The organism is Sphingomonas hylomeconis (assembly GCF_025370105.1).
Lineage (GTDB): Bacteria > Pseudomonadota > Alphaproteobacteria > Sphingomonadales > Sphingomonadaceae > Sphingomonas > Sphingomonas hylomeconis.
The window spans coordinates 14,928-40,204 of sequence record NZ_JANQBK010000006.1; the positions used below are offsets into that span (position 1 = coordinate 14,928).

23 protein-coding genes and 1 pseudogene are annotated in these 25,277 nt (G+C 66.1%); 5 read left to right on the forward strand and 19 right to left on the reverse strand.

Annotation, left to right across the window (positions count from 1 at the left end; genetic code table 11):
* The first annotated feature begins 57 nt into the window (after positions 1-57).
* Complete coding sequence (locus tag NV401_RS10335) at positions 58-600, forward strand: c-type cytochrome (RefSeq protein WP_261294348.1); 543 nt, start codon at positions 58-60, stop codon at positions 598-600.
* Positions 601-632: 32 nt separating this feature from the next.
* Here NV401_RS10335 and NV401_RS10340 read toward each other — a convergent pair whose 3' ends face one another.
* From NV401_RS10340 to NV401_RS10365, 6 genes are all read right to left on the reverse strand, one after another.
* On the reverse strand, positions 633-866 hold the full coding sequence (locus NV401_RS10340) for a hypothetical protein (protein ID WP_261294349.1): 234 nt from the start codon (positions 864-866) through the stop codon (positions 633-635).
* A 5-nt stretch (positions 867-871) separates the two neighbouring features.
* Positions 872-1,354: a TspO/MBR family protein gene (locus tag NV401_RS10345; RefSeq protein WP_261294350.1), complete on the reverse strand. Its 483-nt coding sequence runs from the start codon at positions 1,352-1,354 to the stop codon at positions 872-874.
* Positions 1,355-1,358: 4 nt separating this feature from the next.
* Entirely contained in the window at positions 1,359-2,546 is a 1,188-nt protein-coding gene (locus NV401_RS10350; protein WP_261294351.1) for a geranylgeranyl diphosphate reductase, read from the reverse strand.
* Positions 2,543-3,856: a BCD family MFS transporter gene (locus tag NV401_RS10355; protein WP_261294352.1), complete on the reverse strand. Its 1,314-nt coding sequence runs from the start codon at positions 3,854-3,856 to the stop codon at positions 2,543-2,545. Before NV401_RS10355 ends, NV401_RS10350 begins: the two co-directional genes overlap by 4 nt.
* On the reverse strand, positions 3,853-4,761 hold the full coding sequence (gene chlG, locus NV401_RS10360; protein ID WP_261294424.1) for a chlorophyll synthase ChlG: 909 nt from the start codon (positions 4,759-4,761) through the stop codon (positions 3,853-3,855). Before chlG ends, NV401_RS10355 begins: the two co-directional genes overlap by 4 nt.
* Positions 4,762-4,839: 78 nt before the next feature.
* Entirely contained in the window at positions 4,840-6,342 is a 1,503-nt protein-coding gene (locus NV401_RS10365; RefSeq protein ID WP_261294353.1) for an AMP-binding protein, read from the reverse strand.
* Positions 6,343-6,507: 165 nt separating this feature from the next.
* Between NV401_RS10365 and NV401_RS10370 the strand changes: the two genes are divergently transcribed.
* From NV401_RS10370 to NV401_RS10380, 3 genes are all read left to right on the forward strand, one after another.
* A complete protein-coding gene (locus NV401_RS10370) occupies positions 6,508-6,780 on the forward strand; it encodes an acyl carrier protein (protein WP_261294354.1) in 273 nt (90 codons plus the stop codon).
* A gap of 118 nt (positions 6,781-6,898) precedes the next feature.
* Positions 6,899-7,603 (forward strand): alpha/beta hydrolase family protein, encoded by a 705-nt coding sequence (locus tag NV401_RS10375; protein WP_261294355.1) that lies wholly within the window; start codon positions 6,899-6,901, stop codon positions 7,601-7,603.
* On the forward strand, positions 7,591-8,361 hold the full coding sequence (locus NV401_RS10380) for a hydrolase 1, exosortase A system-associated (protein WP_261294356.1): 771 nt from the start codon (positions 7,591-7,593) through the stop codon (positions 8,359-8,361). The genes NV401_RS10375 and NV401_RS10380 overlap by 13 nt, the downstream gene beginning before the upstream one ends.
* Here NV401_RS10380 and trxB read toward each other — a convergent pair whose 3' ends face one another.
* Positions 8,362-9,330, reverse strand: coding sequence for a thioredoxin-disulfide reductase (gene trxB, locus NV401_RS10385; RefSeq protein WP_261294357.1), 969 nt, complete (start codon positions 9,328-9,330; stop codon positions 8,362-8,364).
* A 192-nt stretch (positions 9,331-9,522) separates the two neighbouring features.
* Between trxB and NV401_RS10390 the strand changes: the two genes are divergently transcribed.
* Complete coding sequence (locus tag NV401_RS10390; protein ID WP_261294358.1) at positions 9,523-10,128, forward strand: peptidylprolyl isomerase; 606 nt, start codon at positions 9,523-9,525, stop codon at positions 10,126-10,128.
* 5 nt (positions 10,129-10,133) lie between these two features.
* On the opposite strand, the gene NV401_RS10395 is transcribed toward NV401_RS10390, so the two are convergent.
* The 12 genes and pseudogenes from NV401_RS10395 to araD1 form a co-directional block, all read right to left on the reverse strand.
* On the reverse strand, positions 10,134-11,147 hold the full coding sequence (locus NV401_RS10395; protein WP_261294359.1) for a glycoside hydrolase family protein: 1,014 nt from the start codon (positions 11,145-11,147) through the stop codon (positions 10,134-10,136).
* 3 nt (positions 11,148-11,150) lie between these two features.
* Positions 11,151-12,311 carry a cellulase family glycosylhydrolase gene (locus NV401_RS10400; protein ID WP_261294360.1) on the reverse strand — a complete coding sequence of 387 codons (1,161 nt, stop codon included), beginning with the start codon at positions 12,309-12,311 and terminating at the stop codon, positions 11,151-11,153.
* 22 nt (positions 12,312-12,333) lie between these two features.
* A complete protein-coding gene (locus NV401_RS10405) occupies positions 12,334-13,479 on the reverse strand; it encodes an aldose epimerase family protein (protein ID WP_261294361.1) in 1,146 nt (381 codons plus the stop codon).
* A 37-nt stretch (positions 13,480-13,516) separates the two neighbouring features.
* Positions 13,517-14,479, reverse strand: coding sequence for a family 43 glycosylhydrolase (locus NV401_RS10410; protein WP_261294362.1), 963 nt, complete (start codon positions 14,477-14,479; stop codon positions 13,517-13,519).
* Positions 14,476-15,045, reverse strand: coding sequence for a hypothetical protein (locus NV401_RS10415; protein ID WP_261294363.1), 570 nt, complete (start codon positions 15,043-15,045; stop codon positions 14,476-14,478). The genes NV401_RS10410 and NV401_RS10415 overlap by 4 nt, the downstream gene beginning before the upstream one ends.
* 14 nt (positions 15,046-15,059) lie before the next feature.
* Positions 15,060-18,098, reverse strand: coding sequence for a TonB-dependent receptor (locus NV401_RS10420; RefSeq protein WP_261294364.1), 3,039 nt, complete (start codon positions 18,096-18,098; stop codon positions 15,060-15,062).
* Between the two features lie 256 nt (positions 18,099-18,354).
* A complete protein-coding gene (locus tag NV401_RS10425) occupies positions 18,355-19,689 on the reverse strand; it encodes a glycoside hydrolase family 27 protein (RefSeq protein WP_261294365.1) in 1,335 nt (444 codons plus the stop codon).
* 2 nt (positions 19,690-19,691) lie between these two features.
* Positions 19,692-20,720, reverse strand: a pseudogene (locus NV401_RS10430) (glycoside hydrolase family 43 protein); the annotation flags it as partial.
* Positions 20,721-20,732: 12 nt separating this feature from the next.
* Positions 20,733-21,764, reverse strand: a complete 1,032-nt coding sequence (locus tag NV401_RS10435) for an arabinan endo-1,5-alpha-L-arabinosidase (protein WP_261294366.1) — start codon at positions 21,762-21,764, stop codon at positions 20,733-20,735.
* A gap of 1 nt (position 21,765) precedes the next feature.
* Positions 21,766-23,325 (reverse strand): alpha-N-arabinofuranosidase, encoded by a 1,560-nt coding sequence (locus tag NV401_RS10440; protein ID WP_261294367.1) that lies wholly within the window; start codon positions 23,323-23,325, stop codon positions 21,766-21,768.
* A gap of 10 nt (positions 23,326-23,335) precedes the next feature.
* Positions 23,336-24,268 (reverse strand): Gfo/Idh/MocA family protein, encoded by a 933-nt coding sequence (locus tag NV401_RS10445; RefSeq protein WP_261294368.1) that lies wholly within the window; start codon positions 24,266-24,268, stop codon positions 23,336-23,338.
* On the reverse strand, positions 24,265-25,257 hold the full coding sequence (gene araD1 / locus NV401_RS10450; protein WP_261294369.1) for an AraD1 family protein: 993 nt from the start codon (positions 25,255-25,257) through the stop codon (positions 24,265-24,267). The genes NV401_RS10445 and araD1 overlap by 4 nt, the downstream gene beginning before the upstream one ends.
* Positions 25,258-25,277: the final 20 nt, after the last annotated feature.

Consider the following 25,277-nt stretch of genomic DNA (forward strand, 5'->3'; position numbering starts at 1 on the left):
ACTAGCCCGGTAGTGGCAGAGCATGCCGCTAGCGGCGGCGAGGTGAGGAGCGCGGACATGAAAGCAAGATCGACGGCTCGTTTTAGCCATCTTACGCTGTGCGTTGCGGTATCGGCGCTGGCGCTGGCGGCCTGTTCCAAAAAGGCACCGGAGCAAAGCAGCGCCGACACCATGCCGGCCGAGGTCGCGGCAACGCCGGAAGCCCCGGCCGCACCCGCTGCCGCCGCGCCCGCTGCTGCAGCCCCTGCCCCGGACAATGTCGATACGCTGACCGGCGTGAAGCTTGCCGCCTATACCGGCGATGCCGCGAAGGGCAAAACGGCCTTCGTCGCCTGCCAGACCTGTCATGCGGTGGAGGCCGGGGTCAACAAGATCGGCCCCTCGCTGCACGCGGTGGTCGGGCGCAAGGCGGGCACGATCGCCGGGTTCAACTATTCGGCGGCCAACAAGAATAGCGGCATCACCTGGACGCCCGAAAAGCTGTTCCAATATCTCGAGGGTCCGCAACGCATCGTGCCGGGCACCAAGATGATCTTCCCCGGCTTCCCCGACCCGCAGAAGCGCGCCGACGTGATCGCCTATCTCCAGGCCAATTCCTGACCACGGCGCCCGGCGGCGGCGATGCCGCCGGGTCAGCGGCGCCGGGCGAGATCGGCGAGATGAACGGGCAAGGACAGCAACAGGGGCAGCGCGATCCAGCGCCAGTCGAGGCCGATCAGCGCACCGCGCAGTGCCAGCAGCATCAGCACGCCGGGGCCGAGCCGCAGCATGGCGTCGCCCCAGCGCCAGCCGCGCGCGACCAGCCAGGCGAACTCGAGCGCGATCACCAGCAGCACGATATCGACGGCATGGCCGCTGGCGAACAACCAGGTCAGACGAACGGCCCGTTGAGCTGGACGATCGTCCAGTTAAGGTAGCCGGCAAACCCCACCCACAGCAGATAGGGTAGCAGCAGCGCCGCCGCGAAGCGCGACCGCCGCCCGGTGATCGCCACCAGCAGGGCGACGGACAGCCACAAGACGACGACCTCGATCGCTGCCCAGTCCGGGCGGTGGAGGCGGAAAAACAGCAGGCTCCACAGGATGTTGAGAAACCCGTTGAGCGCAAACAGCCCGAGCAGCCATTCGCGCGCGCGCCACGATGGCATGGCGAGCCAGGCGGTAACTCCGGCCAGCGCCGTACAGGCATAGATCGCGGTCCACGCCACGCCGTACGCCGCATCGGGCGGCGCCCAGCCGGGCTTGGCCAGCGCCTGATACCAGGTGCCGGTATCGGTGATCGTTGCGCCGAGCAGCGCGACACTGCCCGCCAGCATCGCGGCGATGAATACGGGAAAGATCCAGACCCGCCCCATCCGCTCAGTTCGCGGTCTGCAACAGATGGCGCAGATCCTTGAAGAAGATCCGCGTATAGGCAAGCGGCCGGGCATAGCTCAGCTGCTTTTCGCGATAGGCCTGCCAGACCAATTGCTGGACGTCGCGATCCGCGCACATCGCGACGAACCGTTCGCGGCGACGGTCGTTCCTGTACCAGAAATACTGCATGATCCCGAGCACCTGGAACACCAACCCATGTTCGCGCATGAAGCGCTTCCGCGCGCTGGCCAGCGCCTTGGCATTGCCGGTGGCGAGAAACTCGGCAACGGCCACGGCGGCATGGCGGGCGGAGACCATGGCATAATAGATCCCTTCGCCCGAGGCCGGCGCGACCACCCCGGCGGCATCGCCGGCGAGCAGTATGTCGCGGCCATTGTCCCATCGGCGCAACGGGCGAAGCGGGATCGGCGCACCTTCGCGGCGCAGCGTCTCGCACTGCTCCAGCCCGACGCGCGCGCGGAGCTGCCCGGTCGCGGCGCGCAGGCCGAAGCCCTTCTGCGCGCTGCCCACCCCGATGCTCGCAGTATCGCCATGCGGGAAGATCCAGGCATAGAAATCGGGCGAGACAGCCGCCTGATAGAAGACGTCGCAGCGGCCGCGATCGAAAGCGGCATCGTCGATTGCAGGTGTGCGGATCACCTCGTGATAGGCAAACACGCAAGGGCCGGGTCTGTGTCGGGGCAGCGCGATGCGGGCAATGCGCGACCGCGCGCCATCGGCGCCGATCACGCTGCGGGCGCGGACGCGCCGTTCCGCCCCGCCGCCGTCGGTGTAGCAGACCTGGAGGGAGCCCTCGGCATCGCGCTCGATTCCATCGACCGTCCCGACTCGCAGGTCCGCGCCGGCGCCTGCTGCGCGCGCGCGCAACCACGCGTCGAACGTTTCACGATCGACCATGCCGACATGCCCGCCCGCGCCGCTCGGATCGACCGCCATGTCGATCGTGCGCCCGGACGGCGCGATCATCCGCGCGACGACGGCGCGGCCCACGATCAGGTGATCGGGGATGGCAAAATCGCGGATCAGGCGCGGCGGAATCGCGCCGCCACACGGCTTGATTCGCCCGCCGCGGTCGAGCAGCAGCACCGAGCGGCCGGCGCGGGCGAGTTCGGTTGCCGCCGTCGCGCCGGCCGGGCCACCGCCCACCACGATGCAGTCATAGGTCGTCACGCTGTCGCCTCGCGCACCGCAACCGGACGACTGCCGTGCGATGGCATGCGCAAGGCCAGCGCCGCGGCGAGCAGGAACAACAACGCCTCGCCGACGAATACCGCGCCGAACGTCGCACTGGCTGAGCCGCCGAGCGCGCGGCCGATATCCACCCCCAGCGCACCGATCAGCCCGCCAAGCGCGAAGGCGATCGCCTGCGCTGCGCCCCACACGCCCATACGGATCCCTTCGCGACCGCCGCCGCCGGCGCCGGCCAAGGCCATCATCGCGCCGATCGCAGCGACCGCGAACACGCCATTGGCAAAGCCGAGCAGGGCGATATTGGCGGCAAGTGGCCAGCCGGGCCCGGCGCTCGCGGCCAGCGCCAGGCCAAGCAGCGCGGCGGCCGAACCGATGCAGCCGGCGACGATCCACGGCCGCAGGTGACCGCGCCGCGCACCCCCGAACGCGCTGCCACCGACCCCAACGAGGATCATGCCGAGCAGCACGCCGCCATGCTGCACGCCGGACAGCTGCGTCGATTGGCCGGGAGTGAATGCGAACAGCAGGCCGGCGAACGGCTCGAGGATCAGATCCTGCATCGCATAGGCCAGCATCGACAGGAACACGAACAGCGTGAAGCGGCGCGCCTCGGCATCGGTGAGCATCTCGCCCAGCGCCGCGCCGAAGGACGGCAGCGGCCTCTCCTCGGTCGGCGCGACGAGCAGCGGGCGGCGCTCGACACCCCAAATCGCCAGCATCGCGACGCTAAACGCCACGCCCGCGACGCCGCTGGCGACGATCGCCAGCCGCTGCAGCGAGAAGGGGTCGATCAGCGCGCCGGTGACGCCCGCAGTGACGGCGATGCCGGCGACCATCATGATCCAGGTGATCGCCGCGGCCGCCGCGCGCCGCGCCGGCGCGACGCTGGTAGCCAGCAAGGCGAGCAGCGACGTGCCCGCCGCGCCGACGCCGGCGCCGATCATTGCAAAGGCAAGGATCGCCAGCGGCAGAGCGGCGACGGATCGGGTTGCAAAAAACGCCAGTGCATCGACGGCCAGCAGAGGCCCGAGCGCCAGCGTGCCCATGCCCAGAACGATCCACGGCGTGCGGCGCCGCCCGCGATCCGAGCCGTGCCCCCAGGCCGGGCGGGTCAGCTGCACGGCATAATGCCACGCCACCAGCGCTGCCGGCAGCGCGGCGGGCAGCGCATATTCGACCACCATGACGCGGTTGAGCAGCGATGTCGCCAGCATCACGATCGCGCCGATCGCGCTCTGCACCATCCCGAGGCGGACGATGCCGGGCCAGCCGAGCGGCGCGGCGCTCACAACCCGGCCACCCCGCCAAGGCCGAACGCCGCGGCGAGCATACCCAGCACATACAGGCTGGTCCCGGTAGCATTATACCATGGCGTATTGGCCAGCGGATCGCGCAACAGCCGCCGCATCAGCGCGATCTGCCCGAGCAGCAGCAGGGCAACGATTGCGGCGACGGCGTGATGCCCCCATCCCCACAGTAAGGCGATCACCGCGATCTGCGGCACCGCCATCACCACACAGGCGACCCGCGCGGCGGGGCCGACGCCGAGCAGCACCGGCAGCGAGCGCAGGCCGGTCGCGCGATCCCCCTCCACCGCCTTGAAATCGTTGAGCGTCATGATGCCGTGCGCGCCGATGCTGTACAGCACGAGCACGATCAGCACCGGGGCGCCGGGCCAGGCGCCCGCCATCACCGTGGCGCCGGTAAACCAGGTCAGCCCCTCATAGGTCAGCGCGACCACCGCCGGCCCCCAAATGCCGCTCACCTTGAAGCGGAACGGCGGCGCGCTGTAGCCCCAGGCGCAAGCCACGCCGAGGCAGGTGGCGGCAAATACCAGCGGCCCGGTCGCCCAGGCGACGAGCAGCGACAGCGCGGTGCCGATCACCGCAATCCATAGCCCCCACGACCCGGCGATCCGCCCCGAGGGGATCGGACGGTGCGGCTCGTTGATCGCGTCGACATGGCGATCGAACCAGTCGTTGATCGCCTGGCTCGTACCGCACACCAACGGGCCGGTCAGCAGCACCCCCGCAATCAGGAACGGCCAGCGCTCGGCGATCGGCACGCCCGACGAGACGACCCCGCAGGTGAACGCCCAGATCGGCGGGAACCAGGTGACCGGCTTGAGCAGTTCGAGCACGTCGCGGGCGGCGGGTAGCGGCGCAGCGATGCCAAAGGCGTTCGACCGGTCCATATCGCGCAGGCTATGATAGGACACTGGTAAGCGTCAAATAGAATTGACGCTTCTTGTTCCAGTTATTCGCGGATACGATCAAAGATCGGCGACGGCCGCCTTTAACCCAGCGCGATCCAACTTGCCATTGGAGTTCCGTGGCAGTGTCTCCAGCCAGACGTAGCGACTGGGCTGCATGAAGCTCGGCAGGTCGCGGCGCAGCCGCGCGCGCAACGCCGGCTCGGCGGCACCATCGCCGCGCGCGACGACCACGATCGCCTGTCCCAGCCGCGCATCCGCGACGCCCAGCGCGACCGCTTCGGGCACTTCACCGCCGGCCAGTACTGCCTCCTCGATCTCTGTCGGGCTGATCCTATTGCCGGCCGATTTGATCATTTCGTCATCGCGCCCGACAAATCGGAACAGCCCGTCCGCGCCCTTTACCACCGTGTCGCCCGACCATACCGCCTTGCCGCCCGACGCGGCCCAGGCCGGTGCATCGCGGAAGCGCAACGCGGTGCGCTCGGCATCACGCCAATAGCCCTGTGCGACGAGCGGCCCGGCATGGACCAGTTCGCCGGCCTCGCCGGGATCGGCCTGCGAACCATCCGCCCTCGACACCATCACCTCGGCAAAGGGGATCGCGCGCCCCATCGCATCGGGATGGGCATCGACCAGATGAGGCGCGAGATAGGTCGAGCGGAACGCCTCGGTCAGCCCATACATCGGATAGAGATCGGCGGCGGGAAAGCGTTCGCGCAGGCCACGGATCAGCCGGGGTGTCAGCGCGCCGCCCGAATTGGTCAACCGCCGCAGCCGTGCTGCCGTCGCCGCGGGCCAATCCGCCTCCAGCAATTGCACCCAGAGCGGCGGCACCCCCGCCAGGGTCGTCGCCTCGACCCGCTCGACCGCCTTCACCACGTCCCGCGCGGTGAGATAATCGAGCGGGGCGTAACAGGCCCCGGCCGCCCAAGTCGAAAAGAGCTGGTTCTGGCCGTAATCGAAGCTGAGCGGCAGCACGCCGAGAACGCGGTCGCTTGCCGCGATCCCGAGATAATGAGCGACCGAAATCGCACCGAGCCACAGATTGGCATGGCTCAGCATGACGCCCTTGGGCCGCCCGGTCGATCCCGACGTGTAGAGGATCGCGGCCAGCGCGGCGGGATCTGCGCGAGATGCCGGCATGACATCAGCGCAGGCCACCGCCGTCTCGTCCACGCACCGGCATCCCGCCGGCACGTCCGCTTCGTGAAGCGTTTCCGCCCGTGCTCCCTGCGTGATCAGCACGGTCGACCCGCTATCGGCCAGGATATGCGCGACCTGCGCGCGCTTGAGCATCGGATTGATCGGCACATGCACCAGCCCGGCACGCGGCGCCGCCATCGGCAGCACGCAGGCCAGCCGGGTCTTGGGCAGCCAGGATGCGATACGATCGCCGGCCGCCAGGCCTAGCGTCGCCAGCCACGCCGCGGTCTGCCCGGTAAGCCGTTCCAGCGCGGCGAAATCGAGGCTGCCGGCCTTGTCGAGCAGCGCGAGGTCGCCGCGGGCACCACGGCCGGGCAGATGATCGATCGGCAGGGGAACGGGATCGAGTTTGATCATCCTTCCCTGATAAGCCCGATCCGCGACAAGCCAAGCCATCGCCGCTGTCACTTTTGGGACGTTCCGCCGCAGCGCGCATGCTGCACCGCAACCACAACGCTTGGCATCCCTATCGCCACTCACTAACGCGATGTCGTCAAAAGCGTAAAGACAGGGGTCCGTGACGTGCTGCCAGACGATATCGATCAGATCGACGCCACCGTACGCGCCGTTCTCCGCGACGTGCTCGGCCTGTCGCAAGAGCGCGTCGATGCGTTTCGCAGCGAGACGCCGCTGTTCGGCGCCCTGCCCGAGCTCGATTCGATGGCCGTCGCCGGGCTGCTCACCGAGCTCGAGGAACGGCTCGGCGTGCTGATCGAGGATGACGAGGTTGATGGCGAGATGCTCGAGACTTTCGGCGCGCTGGTCCGCTTCGCCAGCGGCAAGGCGGTGGGTTAAGCCTGCCGCCGACACGACTTGTTCCCCTGCCCGGCCTGCGGCAAGCTGCGCTGGCGACAGCGTGGCGCACCGGGGGGATTAATATGGCGGAACGGCCAAGTGGCGAGTGGACACCCGCGTGACACCGTCGACCTATCGCTGGTCGGGTGGCAGCGAGGCGATGCTGCGCTTCGGCCCGACGACCGGCCCGGTGGTGATCGCCGCCATGCCGCTGTTCGAGGAAGCCAATCGCACCCGCTCGTTCATCGTCGCCATCCTCCGCGCGCTGGCTGAGCGCGGCATCGGCAGTGCCTTGCCCGATCTGCCCGGCACCGGTGATTCTCTCACGGAAACTGAACACGCAACGCTATCTAATTGGCAAGAAGCCTTTTCCGGCTGCGCCATGACGCTCGGCCGCGATCGCATTCACGCCTTCGGCGTGCGCGGCGGGACGTTGCTCGATGCCACCGCGGCAATCGCCAGCCGCTACCATTTCGCGCCAATCGACGGCAATGCCGTGGTGCGTGACCTGCTTCGCACGCGCCTCGCCGCGGCGAAGGAGGATGGCGTGCCGGCCGATGCTGGCACGATCGCACCGCCCGGCCCGCCGATCACCTTGGCCGGCAACCGTATCAGCCGTCAGTTGCTCGCCGACCTCACCGTCGCCGCCCCCTCGACAGTCGGCCCGTGCCGCATCGCCCGGCTCGACAGCGACGGACGGCCCGGCGACGTCAAATTTCCCGGCGCGCCGCTGTGGCGCCGTGCCGAGCCGGGCAACGATCCAGCCCTTGCCGTGCTGATCGCCGATGATATCGCCGCCTCGATCGCAACATGCGCAGCGTAATCGCCTTTCCCTGCGCAGGCGAGACGCTGGTCGGGACGTTGGATGCGGGCGCCAATACCACTGGCCTGCTGATCGTCTCGGGCGGCAATGAGATCCGCATTGGCGCGCATCGCGGCATGGCGCTGCTCGCCGCTCGTCTCGCCGCCGAGGGAACGCCGGTCTTCCGCTACGATCGCCGCGGCATCGGTGATTCGACCGGCGAGAATACAGGCTTCGAGCAGGCGGGCGACGACATGGCCGCCGCGGTCGCCGCCTTCCGCCATGAGGCGCCGCATCTCGCCCGTATCGTCGGGTTCGGCAATTGCGACGCCGCCACCGCGCTCGCCTTGTTCCACGCCGCCGCCGGGATCGACGCCTTGGTCCTCGCCAATCCCTGGACGATCGAGCAGCCCGACGACCTGCCGCCCGCCGCCGCGATCCGCGCGCGCTATATCGAGCGGCTGAAGGATCCCGCCACCTATTGGCGGCTGCTCAAGGGCGGTGTGGACTTGCGCAAGCTTGCCAAGGGCTTGGCGAAGATTTCCGATACGCCATCGGAAGACGCGACGCGCCTTGCAGCAAGGCTCGGCAGCGCCCTGGCAACCGCCGGCAAGCCGATCGAGATCGTGCTCGCCAAAGGCGATGCCACCGCGATCGCCTTTGTCGATGCCTGCGTTACCACGCTACCAACCCACATGATCGACACCGCGTCACACAGTTTCGCACGCGGAGATGATCAGGCGGCGCTGGAATCGATCCTGCGCGCCGCTTTGGCGTGATTATTCTGCCGCCACGGCAAGATGGTCGAATTCCGCCGCCGCCAGGAAGCGTTCGGCGTCCAGCGCCGCCATGCAGCCCGTGCCGGCCGCAGTGACGGCCTGGCGATAGACCTTGTCCATCACGTCGCCGCAGGCGAAGACGCCGGGCACGCTGGTCCGCGTGCTGCCCGGCTCGACCGCAATATAATGATCGTCGTCCAGCGCGACATGGCCGCGGAACAGTTCGGTCGCCGGATGATGACCGATCGCCACGAACCCGCCCTCGACATCGATGCGCGACATCTCGCCCGTCACCGTATCGCGCAGGTCGAGCCCGACGAGGCCGGTCGTGCCGCCACCATCGAGGAACTCGGCCACTTCCTTGTTCCACAGCACCGTTACGCCCTTATGCGCGAACAACCGCTCCTGCAGAATCTTTTCGGCGCGGAAGCTGTCACGGCGGTGGATCAGCACGACGTCGGGCGAATGATTGGTGAGGTACAGCGCCTCTTCCACCGCGGTATTGCCGCCGCCGATCACGGCGACCTTCTTGCCGCGATAGAAGAAACCGTCGCACGTCGCGCAGGCACTGACGCCTTTGCCCTTGAGCGCATCCTCGCTGTCGAGCCCGAGCCACTTGGCCTGCGCGCCCGTCGCGATGACCAAGGTGTCGCCTTCGTAAACATCGCCCCCGTCGCCGATCAGCCGGAACGGCCGGCTGGTCAGATCGACCTCGACGATCGTGTCCCACATCAGCCGCGTGCCGACATGCTCGGCCTGCGCCTGCATCTCCTCCATCAGCCAGGGGCCCTGGATCACATCGCGAAAGCCGGGGTAATTCTCGACGTCGGTCGTGGTGGTCAGCTGCCCGCCCGGCTGGATGCCCTGCACGACGATCGGCGCCATGCCGGCGCGCGCCCCATAAATGGCGGCGGACAGGCCGGCGGGGCCGGAACCCAGAATGAGCATCTTGGTGGTGTGCGTGGTCATAGATCTGGTCCGTGATGGCGTTGCGCGCGCTTTTAGGGTGCGCAGGGGCAGGCATGCAACATGGGATGCCCGGCACGCGATAAAAGGCCGTCGCGGCAGGCTTGTACGCGCACGCCGGCTGCGCCAAGCTCGCCAGAGCCGTTGAGGAGGAGCGCACCATCCGGGGTGCCGCGCAAGGTTAGAGGCAGCAGAATGCTTAAAGTGATCGTCGCCCTTCTTCTGGGCCTGCAGGCCGGGCCTACCCCCGTGCCGACGCCCGCCCCGACGCCGCCGGTCACGGTTCGTGTGGCGCTCGACACCGCCGAGGGGCGCATCGTGCTCGAGCTCGACAAGACGCATGCGCCCATCACCACCGCCAATTTCCTCAAATATGTCGATCAGAAGCGGCTCGACGGCATCGGCTTCTATCGCACCGCCAAAGGCGGGCCGGCGTTCGGCTTCGTGCAGTTCGGCGTGCAGAACGCGCCCAAGCGCGTGCTTCCGCCGATCAAGCACGAGCCGACCACGCAGACCGGGATCAAGCATCTGAGCGGCACGATCTCGGTCGCGCGCTATGCCCCAGGCACGGCGAGCGGCGACTTCACCATCATGGTCGGCGACCAGCCGGCGCTCGATGCCAACCCGGCCGCGCCCGGCGACAATCTCGGCTATGCCGCGTTCGGCCACGTCGTCGACGGGATGGACGTGATCACGCGCATTCTCGACGCGCCGACGTCCGCTACCGCTGGCGAGGGCGTCATGAAGGGGCAGATGATCGTGCCCCCGATCCTCATTCGAACCGCCCGCCGCCTTCCCTGACGGCGCTATCGCTCGGGATAGGCCGCCAGGATCTCGTCATACTGCCGGCGGCTGATCGCGATCATCGATCCGTGGCGCGTGCCGGCGGGCATGTCGTAGCGGTTCCATTCGGGCACGCCGCTATTGCCCGACACCTGATACCATGGCCCGTTCAGTGTCGGCGCGGTCGACAGGCCGTAGCTCGTGCCGGCATATTGCTCGTAATAGAGCAGCCAGTCGGTCTTGTTCGGCGCGCGCACGATCGTTGGTGCCTCGCGGAAATTCGGGCTGAGCGGCGGGCCGGGCAGCGGATAGGGCCCTAGCAGCTTCGGCGCGCAGCTGATGCGGATCGTCTTGCCGGTGGTCCAGGCATAGGATGGGTACCGTTCGTCCTTGACGATGACGCAATAGCCGCCCTTGTCGTTGGGCTGCACGATCGTGTCGATCGTCGCCATGTCCCAGGTGAACAGCCGGCGCGGCGGCTGGGCAAAAGTCTTGAGATCGGGCGACTGCACATAGAGCGTGCGCTGGCTGCCCCAATAGCGTTCGGGATCCTGCGCGTCGCCGTCGAGATTGGGTGTGTGCCAGCTGAGCAGGAATTGGCGCGATGGCGCGTCGTAGAGCAATTTGGGCGCGCCGATCCGCGGCAGCGTGTGCGGGTGGCCCGGGATGTTCTCGAGATTGGGCCGGTAAGTGCCGAACGGCGCCCAGCGGACGAGATCGTCGGACACCCAGAAGCGGATCAGCGGATCGTCGTCACTCTTGTTGCCGACAAGATAATAGCGCCCGTCCCCGCCCCGCGCGATCGAGGCATGGCCGTGATAATCCGCCGAGACGGGCTTGCCGCGATTGAGCCGCGTCCAGTGAAACCCGTCGAGACTGACCGAATAATAGAGCTCGCCGTAATGCTCCTTGGTCATGTGCGCGAAGAGATAGGCCTTGCCCGGATCGACATAGGGCGTGACGGGCCCGCCAGGGGCCTGCGCCGACGAAACGCTGCCCAGCGCGGCCAGCGCGAGCCCCAGGACGATCCGGCGCATGGATCAGCGCCGCTTGCGCGGGGCGGGCACGGGTGGCTCGCCTGGGGGCACGACGCCCTTGGGCGCGGCGGCGAGGCGACGGATCAGATCGGTCTCGGCCTTGCGATAGGGCGTGCCGTCGCCGCGGAACACCTCGTGGAACCAGATCGTCGGCTCGGCCATGACATAGGGCTTCTGCCAGCTGTCCCACGGCAGCCGCGTCTGCGTCTTGCCGTCGACGAAGCCCCAGTTCATCATCGCGACATTGTAGCGCTTGGCAATTGGCAGCGAGCCATCGAAGGTGGAGCCGTTGCCGCGCGCCATATATTCGGTGCACAGGATCGGCCGTCCATAGGGCAGCAACTGCTTGATCCGGCCCTCGAACGTCTCGGGCCAATTATAATCGTGGAACGTGATCACGTCGGATTGCGCGAGCTGCAATTTCTCCATCGGCGAGCCCTTGCCGCCCGGCGTCCAATCGTCGCCGAGCCACACGCCCGACGTGATCGGCTGGCTCGGATCGGCATCGCGCGCCCAGGTAAAGACCTGCGCCAGCATCGCGCGCACCAGCGGCTCCTTGCCTTCCTGGCCCTTATACTGGTCGGCGCCATTGTCGGGCTCGTTCCATACGTCCCAGCCGAGGATGCGATCGTCGTTGGCAAATGCGCCGATCACGCCCTGCACATAGGCCTTGTAGCCCGGATAGCGGCTGCGATCGCGCAGGCCCGGCAGGCCCGGCCCCTGCACCCAGCCCGAATTGTGCACGCCGGGGATCGGCGGATGCTGCGGCCCGAGCTTGGGATCGGGATCCCAGCAGCTGTCGAACAGCACGAACAGCGGCTTGATATTGTGGCGCTGCGCGATCGTCAGAAACTCTTCGATCCGGCGCTTGAAGCCTTCCTTGTCCTGCTCCCAGAGCTGATCGTGCAGGAACACGCGCATCGTGTTCATGCCGATGCCCTGCGCGAGGTTCAGCTCGTAATCGATCCGCTTGGGATCCCAGGTCGCTTCCTGCCACATTTCGAGCTGGTTGATCGCGCTGGCGGGCGTGTAGTTGGCGCCGACCAGCCAAGGCTGCTTGGCGTACCAGTTGTTGGCCTGGGCCTCGCTCCAGCGGCCGCGCGCTTCGGCGGGGCTGGCGATGACGGCGGCGGTGGCGAGCAGTGCCGTAAGAAACAATCTCATCATTCTTCTCCCGTCGGGTCGATCAGCGCTGCACGGTCAGCTTGTAGACGATCGTGTTCTTGTAGGTCTGGCCCGGGTTGAGCCGCACCGACGGGAAGTTGCGCTGGTTGGGCGCATCGGGAAACAGCTGCGGCTCCATCACGATCGCATCACCCATGCGATAGATCTGGCCCTTCTTGCCGGTGATCGTGCCGTCGAAGAAATTGCCCGAATAGAATTGCAGCCCCGGCTGGTTCGACCACAATTCGTAACCGCGGCCCGACACCGGCTCGACGACGCGCGCCATCAGGTGCGTAGTCAGCGTCACGCTGTTTCCGATGACCCAATTGTGATCGTAACCGCGGCCAAAAGCGATCTGTGGGTCGCGCGCGTCGCGCACCCGATCGCCGATCGCCCGAGGCTTGCGGAAATCGAACACCGTGCCGGCGACGGGCACGTTGACGCCGGTCGGGATCGAGGTCGCGTCGGTCGGCGTGTAGAGCTGCGCGGGGATCGTCACGACGTGGCCCATCGCGCCACGGGGGCTGCCGACGCCGGCGAGGTTCCAATAGGCATGGTTGGAGATGTTGACGACGGTCGGGCGGTCGGTGGTCGCGCGATAGTCGATCGTCAGCTGGTTCTGCTCGTCGAGCACATAGGTCGCGTAGGTCGTTACCGTGCCCGGATAGCCCATGTCGCCATCGGGGCTGACATAGCGCAGCGTGACCGACGCAGCCGGACCACTCTTCACGTCGACCACGTCCCACAGCACCTTGTCGAAGCCCTTGGTGCCGCCGTGCAGCGAATTGGGGCCGTTATTGACGGGCGTGCGATAGGTCTTGCCGTCGAGCGTGAAGCGGCCCTTGGCGATGCGGTTGGCGACGCGCCCGACTGTCGCGCCGAAAAATTCCGGCTTGGCGAGATAGCCGTCGAGCGTGTCGTAACCGATTTGCACGTCTTCCACCTTGCCGCGCTTATCGGGCATCAGCAGCGCCTGCAGCGACGCGCCGAGCGCGATCACCGTGGCGGAGACGCCGCGGCGGTTGGTCAGCGTGATGGCGGGCACGTCGCGGCCGTCGGGCATCGTGCCGAAGCTCGCGCGCTTGGCGTCGGCCGCCGCGGCAGGAGCCGCCGCAATGCCGCACGTAAGGGTGGCGAGCGCGGTCGCGGCGAAGAACGTGCGATTCATGGAATACCTCTCTTATTATTTTTGTGCGACGCGGCGCTCAGTCCGTCATGGCGATGGGCAGGATCGACCCATCGGCGGCATAACGCAACCGATCGACCGCCACCTGCCGCTCGCCCTGATAGGGTGCTGCGCCCTTGGGATTTTCCCAGCGGTGATAGACGATCAGCCACTCGCCGGTCTTGGGATCCTGCACGAAGCTGTGATGGCCCGGCCCCTTGTGCTTCTTGTCGCTGGTCAGGATCGCGCCGCGATATTGCCACGGCCCGATCGGCGACGTCGCGGTCCCATAATGGACCGAATAATCCGGCCCGTTGAACCGGCCATGGCTATACGACAGGTAATAGATGCCGTTCCGTTCATGCATGAACGCGCCCTCGGTAAATTCGGGCGGCGTCGCGACGGGAATCTCGCGAGCGATCGTCACCATGTCCGGCGTCAGTTCGAACACGCGCAGCTTGGCGCCCGCGCTGCCGCCGGCATACATATACGCCTTGCCCGATTTGGCATCGACGTACGTCATCGGGTCGATCGCCTCGAACCCCCGCCCGTCCTTGACCAGTTCGCCGGTCAGCAGCGGCTTGCCGCTATCAACATAAGGCCCCTCGGGGCGCGACGCGACTGCGACGCCGATCCGGCTCGGCGTCGGGTTCTGCGGGCCGACCGAATAATAGAGATACCATTTGCCATCTTTGGTCGCGACGCCGGGCGCCCAGAGGAAATGCTCCTTCGCGCCATCGTCCTTGATCCACGTGATACTGTCACGACGGATCAGTTCGCCGCGGCTGCGCCATTTCTTGCGATCCTTGGACGAGAAGGCGCCGAACCGGTCGGCGGACCAGCTGCCGCCGGGGCCGCCGGTCGGGAATACCCACAATTCGCCATCGATATAGACGGCGTGCGGATCGGCGCCCTGGAATTGCGGGTTCTTGGCCATCACCGTGGTGGTGATGGCGGTGGTCCCCGCCAGCATCAGGCCGGCGGCGAGAAAAAAGCGTTTCATGCGCCGTAATCCAATATGAACACCGGGCCGAGATCGATCACCTGCTTGGCGCAGGCGAGATGGAAGGCGGCGTTGAGCCCGCCTGCAGGATAGGCGCGATCGGCCTTGCCGGAGAGCTTGTACATCTTCCATTCGGGCGTGACATCGAACGGCTGATCGAACACCGCGCGGATCTGCGGTGTCGCCTCCAGCTGCACGCGGCAGAGCTTGCCGGGCGCCTTATCTTCGGTGCGCTGCGCGCGCGCCCAGAAGGCGACGACGATGCGATCGCCTTCCTTGACCGGTTTCAGCGTCGGCGTGGTCACGCCGATCCGGCCGATTTCCAGCGACGGGCTGCCGATCTGGACCCGCAGCGCCTTGCCGAACTGGACGGTCTTGTCCGAGCGGGGGACCGGGCCGATCGGCTGGCCATATGGCCGGAGCACCTCGACCCGCGGATCGTTGATCAGGCGCTGCGCGAACAATGCCTCGGCCGACTGGCCGGACGGCGCTGGCGCGGCGGCCGGTGCCTGGGCGATCACGGGTGCGGCCAGGACGGCCGCACCCAATACAACGAGAAGCTTCATGCCTGAACTCCCAATCAGAAGCGGAACCGCACGCCGAGCGAATAGGCGCGCTCAAGATAGACCGTCTGCCGCGTATACGTGCCGGCATCGAACTCGCGCGTACGCTTCAGCGGGTTGCCGAGCAGGTTGATGATATCGAACGCGACGGTGATGTTCGGCAACGGCGTGATCGAGGTCGAGAAATCGACCTGGCCCCGGCCCTTTTCGATGACCGGACGAGCGATCGGATCGAGCGGCTCGTTGCTGTAGTAAGACACGAAGTCGGAGCGGTAGTTATAGGCAACACGCGCCGCGAACATCGGCTTTTCATACAGCGCGACGAGGTTGTACGCCCATTTCGACACGCCCGGAAAATCTCCACGCGAACTGCCGCGCGTCGCCGCGATGTTTGGCGCAAGATCGCCTACGGCATCGATATATGTGCCATTGGCCTGGAGGCCGAAGCCCTTCGCCCAATTGGGGAAGCTATCGATGTCCAGGAAGCTGGTGAACGTAACCTCGGCCCCCTGCAGGCGGGTCTTCCCGAGATTCACCGGTTGGAAAGCACGAAGCGACCCAAATTGCGGATCGGTGTAATAGTTATCGACCGTCGCTACGAACCCTTCCGCATCATGACGGAAGATCGCTGCGGTGAATGACCCGGTTCGCGAGAAGTAATATTCCGCGCTTACATCATAGTTATTCGACGTCAGCGGTTTCAGATTTGGATTGCCGCCAGAAGCGGGGGTGGCCAGTCGCCGGAGGCATTCCTCGGAGCCCTGATTTGCCACCGGCTTGCAGGGATCGCCGTCGGGAAGCGTGGCGGGATCCAATTTCTGTCCGAGCGACAAGTTGGGGCGAAGATCGAAGAAGCTCGGGCGCGTACGCGTTTGAGTATAGGCAAGCCGCACCTGCAGCTTGTCGTTCAACGCGACACGCGCGCTGACGTTCGGCAGATAGTCGGTATAGTCGTTGCCACGGCTGATCGGCGTGAGAGCCCCATCCACGAAACCGAAGCTGCTGATGTCTGTCTTAGTCTTGACCGCGCGCAGCCCCGCGACGCCATCCACGACGATATTGCCAAGATCGAACCCGTACTTCAGCTGCGCGTAGGCAGCATAGGATTTTTCGTTGGCACGGAAGTTATCCCCCGGATTGTTGGCCGGGATACCGGCCGGCGCCCCAAAGAAGCTACGAAGCGCCACCAGATTGTCACGGATGCTGTCCCGGGTGATCGCGGCGAAGGTCTTGTTGGGCTGGGCATTATTGTAGGTGAAGCCCGGCAGCGTGGCCTGAACGATCGCCCCCGGCAGCGAGGTCAGCGGAGCGCGTGCCGCCTCGTTATTGACGTAGAAATTACCGAAATCGCGTGCGGCTTTGCGATCGCCATATCGCACGCCGACCTCGAGCCGCTTCAGGAAGCCCATGTCCAGATCGTAGGTCAGGTCGGTGCGCGCCTGCCAGTCCTGGCCGCTCACCACCAGCAACTCCTGATAGAGGCCGCGGCTGATATAGTTGGCGGGGTCGGAGATATTGAAATTGACGTAGCTCTGTGAAGCGCCGCCATCCTTGGAGGCGTCGAACTGAACGTTGCGTACCGGCGAGCTGGCCATCGCATAATCGACATTGACGAGGTCAGCCGTGTACTTGCTGTCCGTATAGGCCACGTCGGCCGAGATTTTCAGACGATCCTTCGTCCAGATCACCCCGCCGCCGGCCTGGTACGTATCGGTCTTGCCGTTGAACGAACCGCTATAGCCATCGGGCCGCACCGCGTTGGTGACGGTGGCCGTCGAGATTTGATTGGTGCCGGGGATCGTCGTCACGTTGGATAGCGTGATCGCGCCGAAGATCGGCACGAACATGTACCGGTTATAATCTTCCGAGCGGAAGCCCTGGTAGAGACCGTCAACGTAAACTTCGAGTTCAGGCGTGGGCTTCCACTGGAAGGCGGCGTTGGCCGACGGACGGTAGCGCGCACCATAACCCAGGAAATTGCCCTGAGCGTCTGGAAAACGCAGGCCAGCCTGCACGCCCGGCGCATTGTTCGCATCAGTTGTGCCGATCACCAGCGACTGTTCGCGCGTCGAATCCATGAAGTTGATGCCGACATAGGAGGCGTTGAGCAGGAGGCCCATCTCGCCGATACCGGTATCCCAGCGATTGCTGATCAGCAGGTTGCCGTTGGGCACGATCTTCTCGGACTGCTGCGACAGCACGGCATTGGCCGAGCCGGACAGCTCGAAGCCGCTAAAGTCGAACGGCTTGCGCCCGCGCACGTTGATCGCACCGGCGATGCCGCCTTCGATCTGCGGCGCGAGACCCGACTTATAGACTTCCAGCGCGGCGACGGTGCCGGCGGGGAAATCCTGGATCTGGACGTAACGACCTTCGGCCGTGAAGATCTGGCGCCCGTTATAGGTAGTGGTGAGATCGGGCAGACCGCGCACCGTGACGCCGGCCGATTCGCCGCCGCCGCGCGTGACCGCGACGCCCGCAACGCGCTGCAGCGCGGACGACGCGAACGTGTCGGGCAGCTTGCCGATATCCTCGGCGACGATCGCGTCGACGATGCCGTCGGACAGGCGCTTGATGTTCTGCGCCGACTGAAGGCTGCGGCGGAACCCAGTGACGACAATATCGCCCTCTTCGACCGGCGTTTCCTGCACGGCGGCGTCGGGCGAGGCCGCGCTGATGCTCTGGTCTGACGCGGCTTCCGGCTTGGGCGCGTCCTGCGCCTCGGTCTGGGCGGCGAGCGGCGACAGCCCGACAAGCGCGAAAGCAGCCACTGATGTACGAAGTAACGCCTTGGCGTTCATAACCCTCTCCCCTGAACCCGTCCCTCGTCGGTTTTCCGACCGGTTCGGACCTGCTAGGAGCATGACCGCGCGCTGGCAATATGCAATTGTCTGATAAAAGCCGGCTGTATCATTTCGGCAACATTCACATTCGATCGCGAGCGCAGGGCCAAACTCAGCTTTCCGCTCCGTGGCTGTGCGTGGGCAATTTTTACCGGTTGCCTGTTGGACTATTAGGCGGCGTATCAACCGAAGCATCTGGCGTATGCCGGCCACGGCGATCTGCCGTTCTCGGCGCGGTTATGACGCGCAATGGCGGAAAGGCCGGCCAGATACGAGAGCTGCAATAACGCGAACAGATACGGAACGCACCTGAGAGAAGAGCTTGGAAAGCAAAGCTTCTACTCTGACTAGAAGTTACATTTAGACGCTCGACGGGATATTGTCGCGAATTGTGATGGGACTGTCTCATCCCATAGGGATAGACAAATGGTAGCGATATCATAATTATCTGACCTGACTGGTCGAACAATCAAGATAGGCGGTACAGGCCGGCGCCGTGCGGCGGGAGGGATTGAGACAGCGCATGGACCACGGGCGCCAGTGGCCGACGCGCCCAGAGGTCGCGCACCTTGGCCGGTCCGCGCCATCCAAGTGCGGCGAGATCGACCGTCACCGTGCGGGCCATCCGATCGGTGTTGAACAGGGCGACATAGCGGCCCGCCGACCCCGGCACCTGCGCCGACCAGATCCGCGTGCCGTCGGCGACGAAATGCGGCTGGTTGCCGTGGCTGTGTTGATTGACCGCGATCACCTCGGGATTGGTCAGCAGCGCCAGCGTAGCGGGATCGAGATGGCGCAGGTCGCCGCCCATGATCAGCGGCGATCGCGCAATCGACCACAAGGTCATCAGCGTGCGCTGCTCGTCCGGCGTGAACCTCGTATCGCGCGCGCCTAACGCCAGGCGCCCAAGCGGCAGCATGTCCGCGTCCGGCCAGCCGCCGGGCATACGATAATCGTTCCAATTCTCCAGCCGGACGAACTGCGCCTCGAGCATCGCCCAGTCGTCCCAGAAATCGTCGCTGATCCGCCACATCTGCGCGTATTTGCGCACATGGCCGGCGCGCGGCACCGGCGTTTCGCCTGGCGACAGGCTGAGGATGATGGGCCGTCCGGTGGCGACGATCGCATGATCCGCCGCCTCGATCTCGGCGGCATGCGCGTCATAGGGACGGCTCATATCGTCCATCTTGACGAAATCGACGCCCCATGCGGCGTACAGCGCGAAGACACTGTCGTAATAGGCCTGCGCGCCGGGCTTGCCCATGTCGACGCCATACATGTCGGGGTTCCAGGCGCAGATGCTCGTCGTGTCGGCGATATCGCGCGCGCGAACCCTGGTGCCGAATACCGGCAGGTTGCGCTCGACGGCGAGACGCGGAATGCCGCGCATCAGATGGATGCCGAAGCGCAGCCCCATGGCGTGGATCTTGGCGGCGAGCGGCGCGAAGCCCCTGCCCCCGGCGCTCGAGGGAAAACGGTTCGGCGCGGGCAATAGCCGGCCATAAGCGTCCATCACCGGCGTCGGCTTGGCGGCATAGGCGTAGCTGCTGGCACCGGGCTCATACCATTGGATGTCGACCGTAAAGATGTCGAAGCCCGATGGCAGCAGCTTCTCCGCCTGGATCGTGGCGGTTTGCAGTGCCTGCGCCTCGGTGATCGTCGTGGCGAAGCTGTTCCAGCTATTCCAGCCCATCGGCGGTGTCGGCGCGAGCAGCGGTGCCGGCGCCTTCCGCGTCGCGGCCAGGGCGGGCAGCGCGGTGGCGGCCGCGCCGGCCGCCAGGAACGCACGCCGCCCGATCGCCATTAGAGTCGTCCGTTGGCGCGCGGCACGCCGAAGTTCGGGCTGCCGTCCGCGTTGAAGCCGAACGGCTGCATACGCGTGTGACGGTTGGGATCGAACAGCGGATCGCCCTTGATCGCCGCATAATCGCGGCCGTGATAGACCAGGATGTCGCGGCCCTTCTCATCGACCGTGAAGCTGTTGTGGCCGGGGCCGAACACCTTGTTCTCCGGCGAGGATTTGAACACCGGTTGCGGCGATTTGGTCCACGCCGCCGGGTCCATCAGGTTCGCATCGGCGCGCGCGCTGAGCAGCCCCAGGCAATAGCGATCGTCGGTCGCGCTGGCCGAATAGGTGATGAACACCTGGCCGTTGCGCGCCAGGAAGGCGGGCGCCTCGGCGACCTTGAAACCGCGCACTTCCCAGTCGAGCGTCGGGACGGTCAGCCGTGCGGGTTTGGCGCCGATCGTCAGCGCGGTTTCGAGCGGGGCGAGATAGAGGTTCGAATTGCTGTCGATCCCCGCCTCGCGCTGCGCCCAGCATAGGTAGCGCGTGCCGCGATGCGTGAAGACCGTCGAATCGAGATTGAAACTGTCCCAGGGCAGCTGCAACTGGCCCAGCGCAGACCATTTGCCGGTCATCGGATCCTTGCCGTCGCACACCACGGCATAGCTGCGGATGCGGAACACATCCTCGCCGCCGCCGCTGGGGCCGGCGGCGAAATAGATCACCCATTTGCCGTCGATCAGGTGCAGCTCGGGCGCCCACAGGAAGCCCGACATCGGGCCAGTCTTCTCGTGCCGCCACAATACGCGCTCCTGCGCCGTCGCGAGGCCAGCGAGAGTCTTCGAGCGACGCAGCACGAGCCGGTCATATTCGGGCACGGATCCGGTCATGTAATACCAGCCGTCGGTGTGGCGGAAGACCTGCGCGTCGGCGCGATTGCGCACCAGCGGATTGACGATTCCGCTGCCGGCAGGACGCCGGGCCAATGCCGGCGCGGCAGTCGCCACGGCGGAAGCGGCGAGGAACAGGCGGCGCGATACGGTATCCATGGTTGTTCTCCGCTAGCGGGCGGTCGGCCAGCCGTCCGCGCCCCAGTTCAGGGTCGCGATACGGAGGGTCGGCGCGCCATTCTTGTCTTTGTCATAGGCGTGATAGACGATCCGATCGGTTCCATCGGTATCGCGGAAATGACCGGCATGGCCGGGGCCGCGGAAGCGCTGCTTCTCCTGCAGATCGGCGCGCAGCAGGATCGTGCCACCGCCGTCGAGCAGCGAACTGCCATCCTTGCCGCGATAGGGCCCGGCGACCGTCTTCGAGCGGCCGATCACGGTATAATAAGTGCTGTTCACGCCCTTGCAGCAATAGTCGTAGCTGGCGAGCAGCCAGTAATAGCCGCCCCGTTCGAAGATGTACGGCGCCTCGACGATCGACGGTGCCCCGGCCGGCACGGGTCGGCGTGCAATCGCCACCGGCTTGGCGCCCGGGTGCAGCAATTTGCCGGTGCGCGGATCCAGCTCGAAAAGTTTGAGCCCGGTCCAGAAGCTGCCGAGCGATAGCCAGTGGCGGCCCTGTTTGTCGGCAATGAAGGCGGGATCGATCGCGTTGAAATCATCGCCCGGCTGCGATGCGACGACGAGACCTTCGTCGCGCCAGCCATAGCCCGGCTTCCCCGGATCGAGCGTCGCGCTGCTGGCCATGCCGATCCCCGATCGGTTCGATCCGAAGGTCGAGGCGGAGTAATAGAGCCGATAGCGACCGTTCACGTAGGAGATGTCGGGCGCCCAGAGGTTGGTTGCCCCCGGGATCGTGCCCGCCACCCAGGCCGGCAACGATGCGAACGGCGGCGGTGCGCTTACCCAGTGAAGGAGATCGCGCGAGGTGCGATGCGACACGATCCCCTGCCCGTCTCGCCCGATCCCGGTCGAGAAGACATGATAGCTATCCCCTTCGCGAATCAGCACCGGATCGTGCACCGGCACGATATCGCCTCCCAGCCGCGCATTGAGACTGGTCGGTTCCTGCTGCGCAAGGGCGGGCGCGGTGGCGAGCGCCAGCATTGCTGCCAGCGCTCCCCCGATCACGTGACGACGCATGTCAGCGCAAGTCAAGCATGACGACCGACTTGGCCGGCAGCGTGACCGTCAACATATTGCCCTGTACCTGCGCGCCATTGAACGCCACCGGGGTCACTGCCTCGGCGACGCCGAAATCGTTGCGCGCGTTCATCGCCGGCGCAGTGAGAATGCGGCCTGCGACGCTGCCCGCGGACACGCCCGTAAGCGCCACCGAGAGCGTCACCGGCTTATCGGGATCGGCATTGGCCAAAGCAACATGCACCAGGCCGTCCTTGCCGCGCACCGCGCTCGCGCTGACCTGTGGCATGGTCCACTGGTCCTTGTTGTACCAGGGCGATTTGATCTCGAGCGGCAGCACCGTGCCGTCCATATACGGCTTGTACATCTCGAAGACATGATAGGTCGGCGTCAGCACCATCTTGCTGCCGTCGGTCAGGATCATCGCCTGCAGCACGTTCACCATCTGCGCGATCGCGGTCAGCTTCACGCGCTCGGCATGCTTGGCGAACACGTTGAGATGGATCGCCGCAACGAGCGCATCGCGCAGCGTGTTCTGCTGACGCAGGAAACCGGGCTGCGTGCCCGGATCCTGAGCGAACCATGTGCCCCATTCGTCGACCGCGAGCCAGATACGCTTCTGCGGATCGTATTTATCCATGATCGCGCTGTGCTTGGTGATAAGTTCGTCCATCTTCCACGCGCCGGCCAGCGTCTCGGCCCAGGCGGCCTCGTCGAACTCGGTCGGCGAGGCGCGCGGCGGCCAATTGCCGGGGATCGTGTAATAATGCAGCGACACGGCATCGATCTGCCCGATCGCCTCGCGCATCATCGTCTCGGTCCACTTATAGTCGTCGACATTGGCACCGGCGGCGATCTTCAGGATTCTCGTACCGGCTGGTGCCTTGATGAAGGTGGCGTAACGCTTGGTCAGGTCGGCGGCATATTCAGGCCGCATGTTGCCGCCACAGCCCCACAATTCGTTGCCGACGCCGAAATACGGTACCTTCCACGGCGCCTTGTGGCCGTTGCGCGCACGCTCGTCGGCCAGCGTGCCGGCGGGTGAGGTCATGTATTCGACCCACTCGGCCATTTCCTGCGGGCTGCCATTGCCGACATTGCCGGCGATATAGGCCTCCGCGCCGATCTGGTCGGTCAGGTCCATGAATTCGTGCGTGCCGACGGTGTTGGGCTCGGTCACGCCGCCCCAGTGCGTGTTGATCTTCACCGGGCGCTTGGCCTTGGCGCCGATGCCTTCGCGCCAGTGATATTCGTCGGCAAAGCAGCCGCCGGGCCAGCGGATCACCGGTACGCCGAGCCGCTTGAGCGCGCCGACCACGTCGTTGCGGAAGCCGCGCGTGTTCGGAATCTTCTTGTCGTTACCGACCCACAGGCCCCCATAGATGCCGTTGCCGAGATGCTCGGCGAACTGCGTGAAGATGCGCTTGTCATAGACCGGGCCGGGCTTGTCGGCCTGCAGCGTGGCGGTGACGGGCGCTGCGGCTGGCGCCGTCTGGGCGCCGGCGATCGCGGCGGTGGAGAGCAGCAGCGCGGCAGCGAGGCCGCGTACGGTCCGGGACATCGTCTTCTCCTCAATCATCGAAATTCTCGACAGCCACACGCGTGCCGCGCAGGAAGGCATCGGCGACGAGCTTCAGCGGGGTGACGTCGACCTCGCTCTCGCCGGCGCGGATCAGCGTGGCGAAGCGCGCATAGAGACCGGGATATTCCTCGTCGTCATGCTGCTCGACGCCACTCGGCAGCGTCAGCACCGCACCGCCCTTGGCGAGGCTGAGCGTACCGGCATCGGTCTCGACGACGATGTCCCAGCTTTGTGGGCCGGTCTGGCGCCAATCGAGATCCATCGTCACCGGCGCACCGCGCGAATCCCGGAAGGTGAGATCGGCAGCGATCGGCGCAGCGCGGTTGGCCGGCGTCGACAGCGTCGCCGCGGTGAGGAAGAACGGATCGGGCAGCATATGCGTGGCGATCGACAACGCGTTGATGCCGGGATCGAACACGCCGAGCCCGCCCGGCTCCCAGATCCATGCCTGGCCGGGGTGCCAATGACGCACGTCCTCGCGCCATACGATCGACACGCTGTCGACCCGACGATCGGCAAGCCAGGCGCGCGCCGGCGCGACGCCGGCGGCGAAGCGCGAATGCCAGCCGGCGAAGAGCGTGGCGCCGCTCTTTGTCGCTTGCGCCTCGAGCAGCCCCACTTCGGCCAGCGTGGCACCAGGCGGTTTTTCGAGAAACACGTGCACGCCGCGCGACAGCGCCAGCGACGCCAGCTCATAGCGCACCTGCGGCGGGGTGCAGAGCGCCACGGCATCGATCGCCGGGCCGTCGTCGAGCAGCGACTGCAGCGTCTTGTGCCAGGCGACGCCGGGCATCGCCGGATCGCGCGAGCTCACCACCGCGGTCAGCACATAATCAGGGTTGCCGGCGATCGACGGGACATGCTGGTCGACGGCGATCTTGCCCATGCCGACGATGGCGACGCGGATCTTGTTCGTGGTCATAGTGCCTTCACCGCGACCGACGCTGCGGCCGCCCTTGCGAGTGGATTGCGGAGCGGCAGCGTGAACGGTGCCGCTTCGATTTCGAAGATGTCGCCTTCCTGCGTGGTGACGCCATCGGCGAACGACAGTGTCGCGGTGCCAAAGAAATGCACGTGCACGTCACCGGGGCGGCGGAACAGATCGTATTTGAAATGATGCGCCTCGAGATTGGCAATCGTGTGCGACATGTTGGCCTCGCCCGACAGAAACGGCTTTTCCCACAGCACCGCGCCATCCCGGCGGATGCGGCTGCTGCCGTCGATATGCTGCGGTGGCGGGCCGACCAGCAGCTCCGGCCCGAGCGCGGCCCGGCGCAGCTTGGAATGCGCCAGCCACAGATAATTATGCCGCTCGGTAACGTGATCGCTGAATTCGTTGGCCAGGCACAGGCCGAGGCGGAACGGCGTGCCATCCGGGCCGATCAGATAGATGCCAGCCAGTTCGGGCTCCTCGCTGCCGTCCTGCGCAAAAGCGGGCGAGACGAGCGGCTCGCCCGGACCGACCAGCCCGCTGCCGTCGCCCTTGAAGAACCATTCCGGCTGCTGGCCGATCGCCCCGGCGGCCGGCTTGCCGCCCTCGACGCCTTCCAGGAACATGCGCATCGAATCGGTCTGCGTGTCGCTGGCCGCGGCATCGCGGTGCATCTTGTCGCGCCCCTCGGCCGAGCCGAGATGCGTCAGCCCGGTGCCCGACATGATCAAATGCGCGGGATCGGCATGATCGATCGGCGCCAACAGACGCCCCGCCGCCAGTTCCGCGGCGATATCAACGCTAGCGCCCACGCCGCATGCCGCGATCGTGGTGGCAAGGTCGGTGCTCGCGGCGATCGCCTTGCTGGCCAGCGTGCGGACGCTGTCGATCCCCGGTACGAATGCGGCACCGGCCGATGTGGCGGCGATCACCGATCGCGTGCCATCCCCGGCGCGGTGCTGCAACAGGCGCAAGTTCATCAATCTCTCTCCCTGGACGA

Excerpts from the sequence above, each read along its gene's own strand:
- NV401_RS10410 (WP_261294362.1), bottom strand. The coding sequence starts at position 14,479 with ATGAAACGCTTTTTTCTCGCCGCCGGCCTGATGCTGGCGGGGACCACC.
- NV401_RS10425 (WP_261294365.1), bottom strand. The coding sequence starts at position 19,689 with ATGGCGATCGGGCGGCGTGCGTTCCTGGCGGCCGGCGCGGCCGCCACC.
- NV401_RS10380 (WP_261294356.1), top strand. The coding sequence starts at position 7,591 with ATGCGCAGCGTAATCGCCTTTCCCTGCGCAGGCGAGACGCTGGTCGGG.
- NV401_RS10440 (WP_261294367.1), bottom strand. The coding sequence starts at position 23,325 with ATGTCCCGGACCGTACGCGGCCTCGCTGCCGCGCTGCTGCTCTCCACC.
- NV401_RS10435 (WP_261294366.1), bottom strand. The coding sequence starts at position 21,764 with ATGCGTCGTCACGTGATCGGGGGAGCGCTGGCAGCAATGCTGGCGCTC.
- NV401_RS10445 (WP_261294368.1), bottom strand. The coding sequence starts at position 24,268 with ATGACCACGAACAAGATCCGCGTCGCCATCGTCGGCATGGGCAAGATC.
- NV401_RS10365 (WP_261294353.1), bottom strand. The coding sequence starts at position 6,342 with ATGATCAAACTCGATCCCGTTCCCCTGCCGATCGATCATCTGCCCGGC.
- NV401_RS10415 (WP_261294363.1), bottom strand. The coding sequence starts at position 15,045 with ATGAAGCTTCTCGTTGTATTGGGTGCGGCCGTCCTGGCCGCACCCGTG.
- NV401_RS10345 (WP_261294350.1), bottom strand. The coding sequence starts at position 1,354 with ATGGGGCGGGTCTGGATCTTTCCCGTATTCATCGCCGCGATGCTGGCG.
- trxB (WP_261294357.1), bottom strand. The coding sequence starts at position 9,330 with ATGACCACGCACACCACCAAGATGCTCATTCTGGGTTCCGGCCCCGCC.
- NV401_RS10400 (WP_261294360.1), bottom strand. The coding sequence starts at position 12,311 with ATGAGATTGTTTCTTACGGCACTGCTCGCCACCGCCGCCGTCATCGCC.
- NV401_RS10405 (WP_261294361.1), bottom strand. The coding sequence starts at position 13,479 with ATGAATCGCACGTTCTTCGCCGCGACCGCGCTCGCCACCCTTACGTGC.
- NV401_RS10335 (WP_261294348.1), top strand. The coding sequence starts at position 58 with ATGAAAGCAAGATCGACGGCTCGTTTTAGCCATCTTACGCTGTGCGTT.
- araD1 (WP_261294369.1), bottom strand. The coding sequence starts at position 25,257 with ATGAACTTGCGCCTGTTGCAGCACCGCGCCGGGGATGGCACGCGATCG.
- NV401_RS10390 (WP_261294358.1), top strand. The coding sequence starts at position 9,523 with ATGCTTAAAGTGATCGTCGCCCTTCTTCTGGGCCTGCAGGCCGGGCCT.
- chlG (WP_261294424.1), bottom strand. The coding sequence starts at position 4,761 with ATGGACCGGTCGAACGCCTTTGGCATCGCTGCGCCGCTACCCGCCGCC.
- NV401_RS10395 (WP_261294359.1), bottom strand. The coding sequence starts at position 11,147 with ATGCGCCGGATCGTCCTGGGGCTCGCGCTGGCCGCGCTGGGCAGCGTT.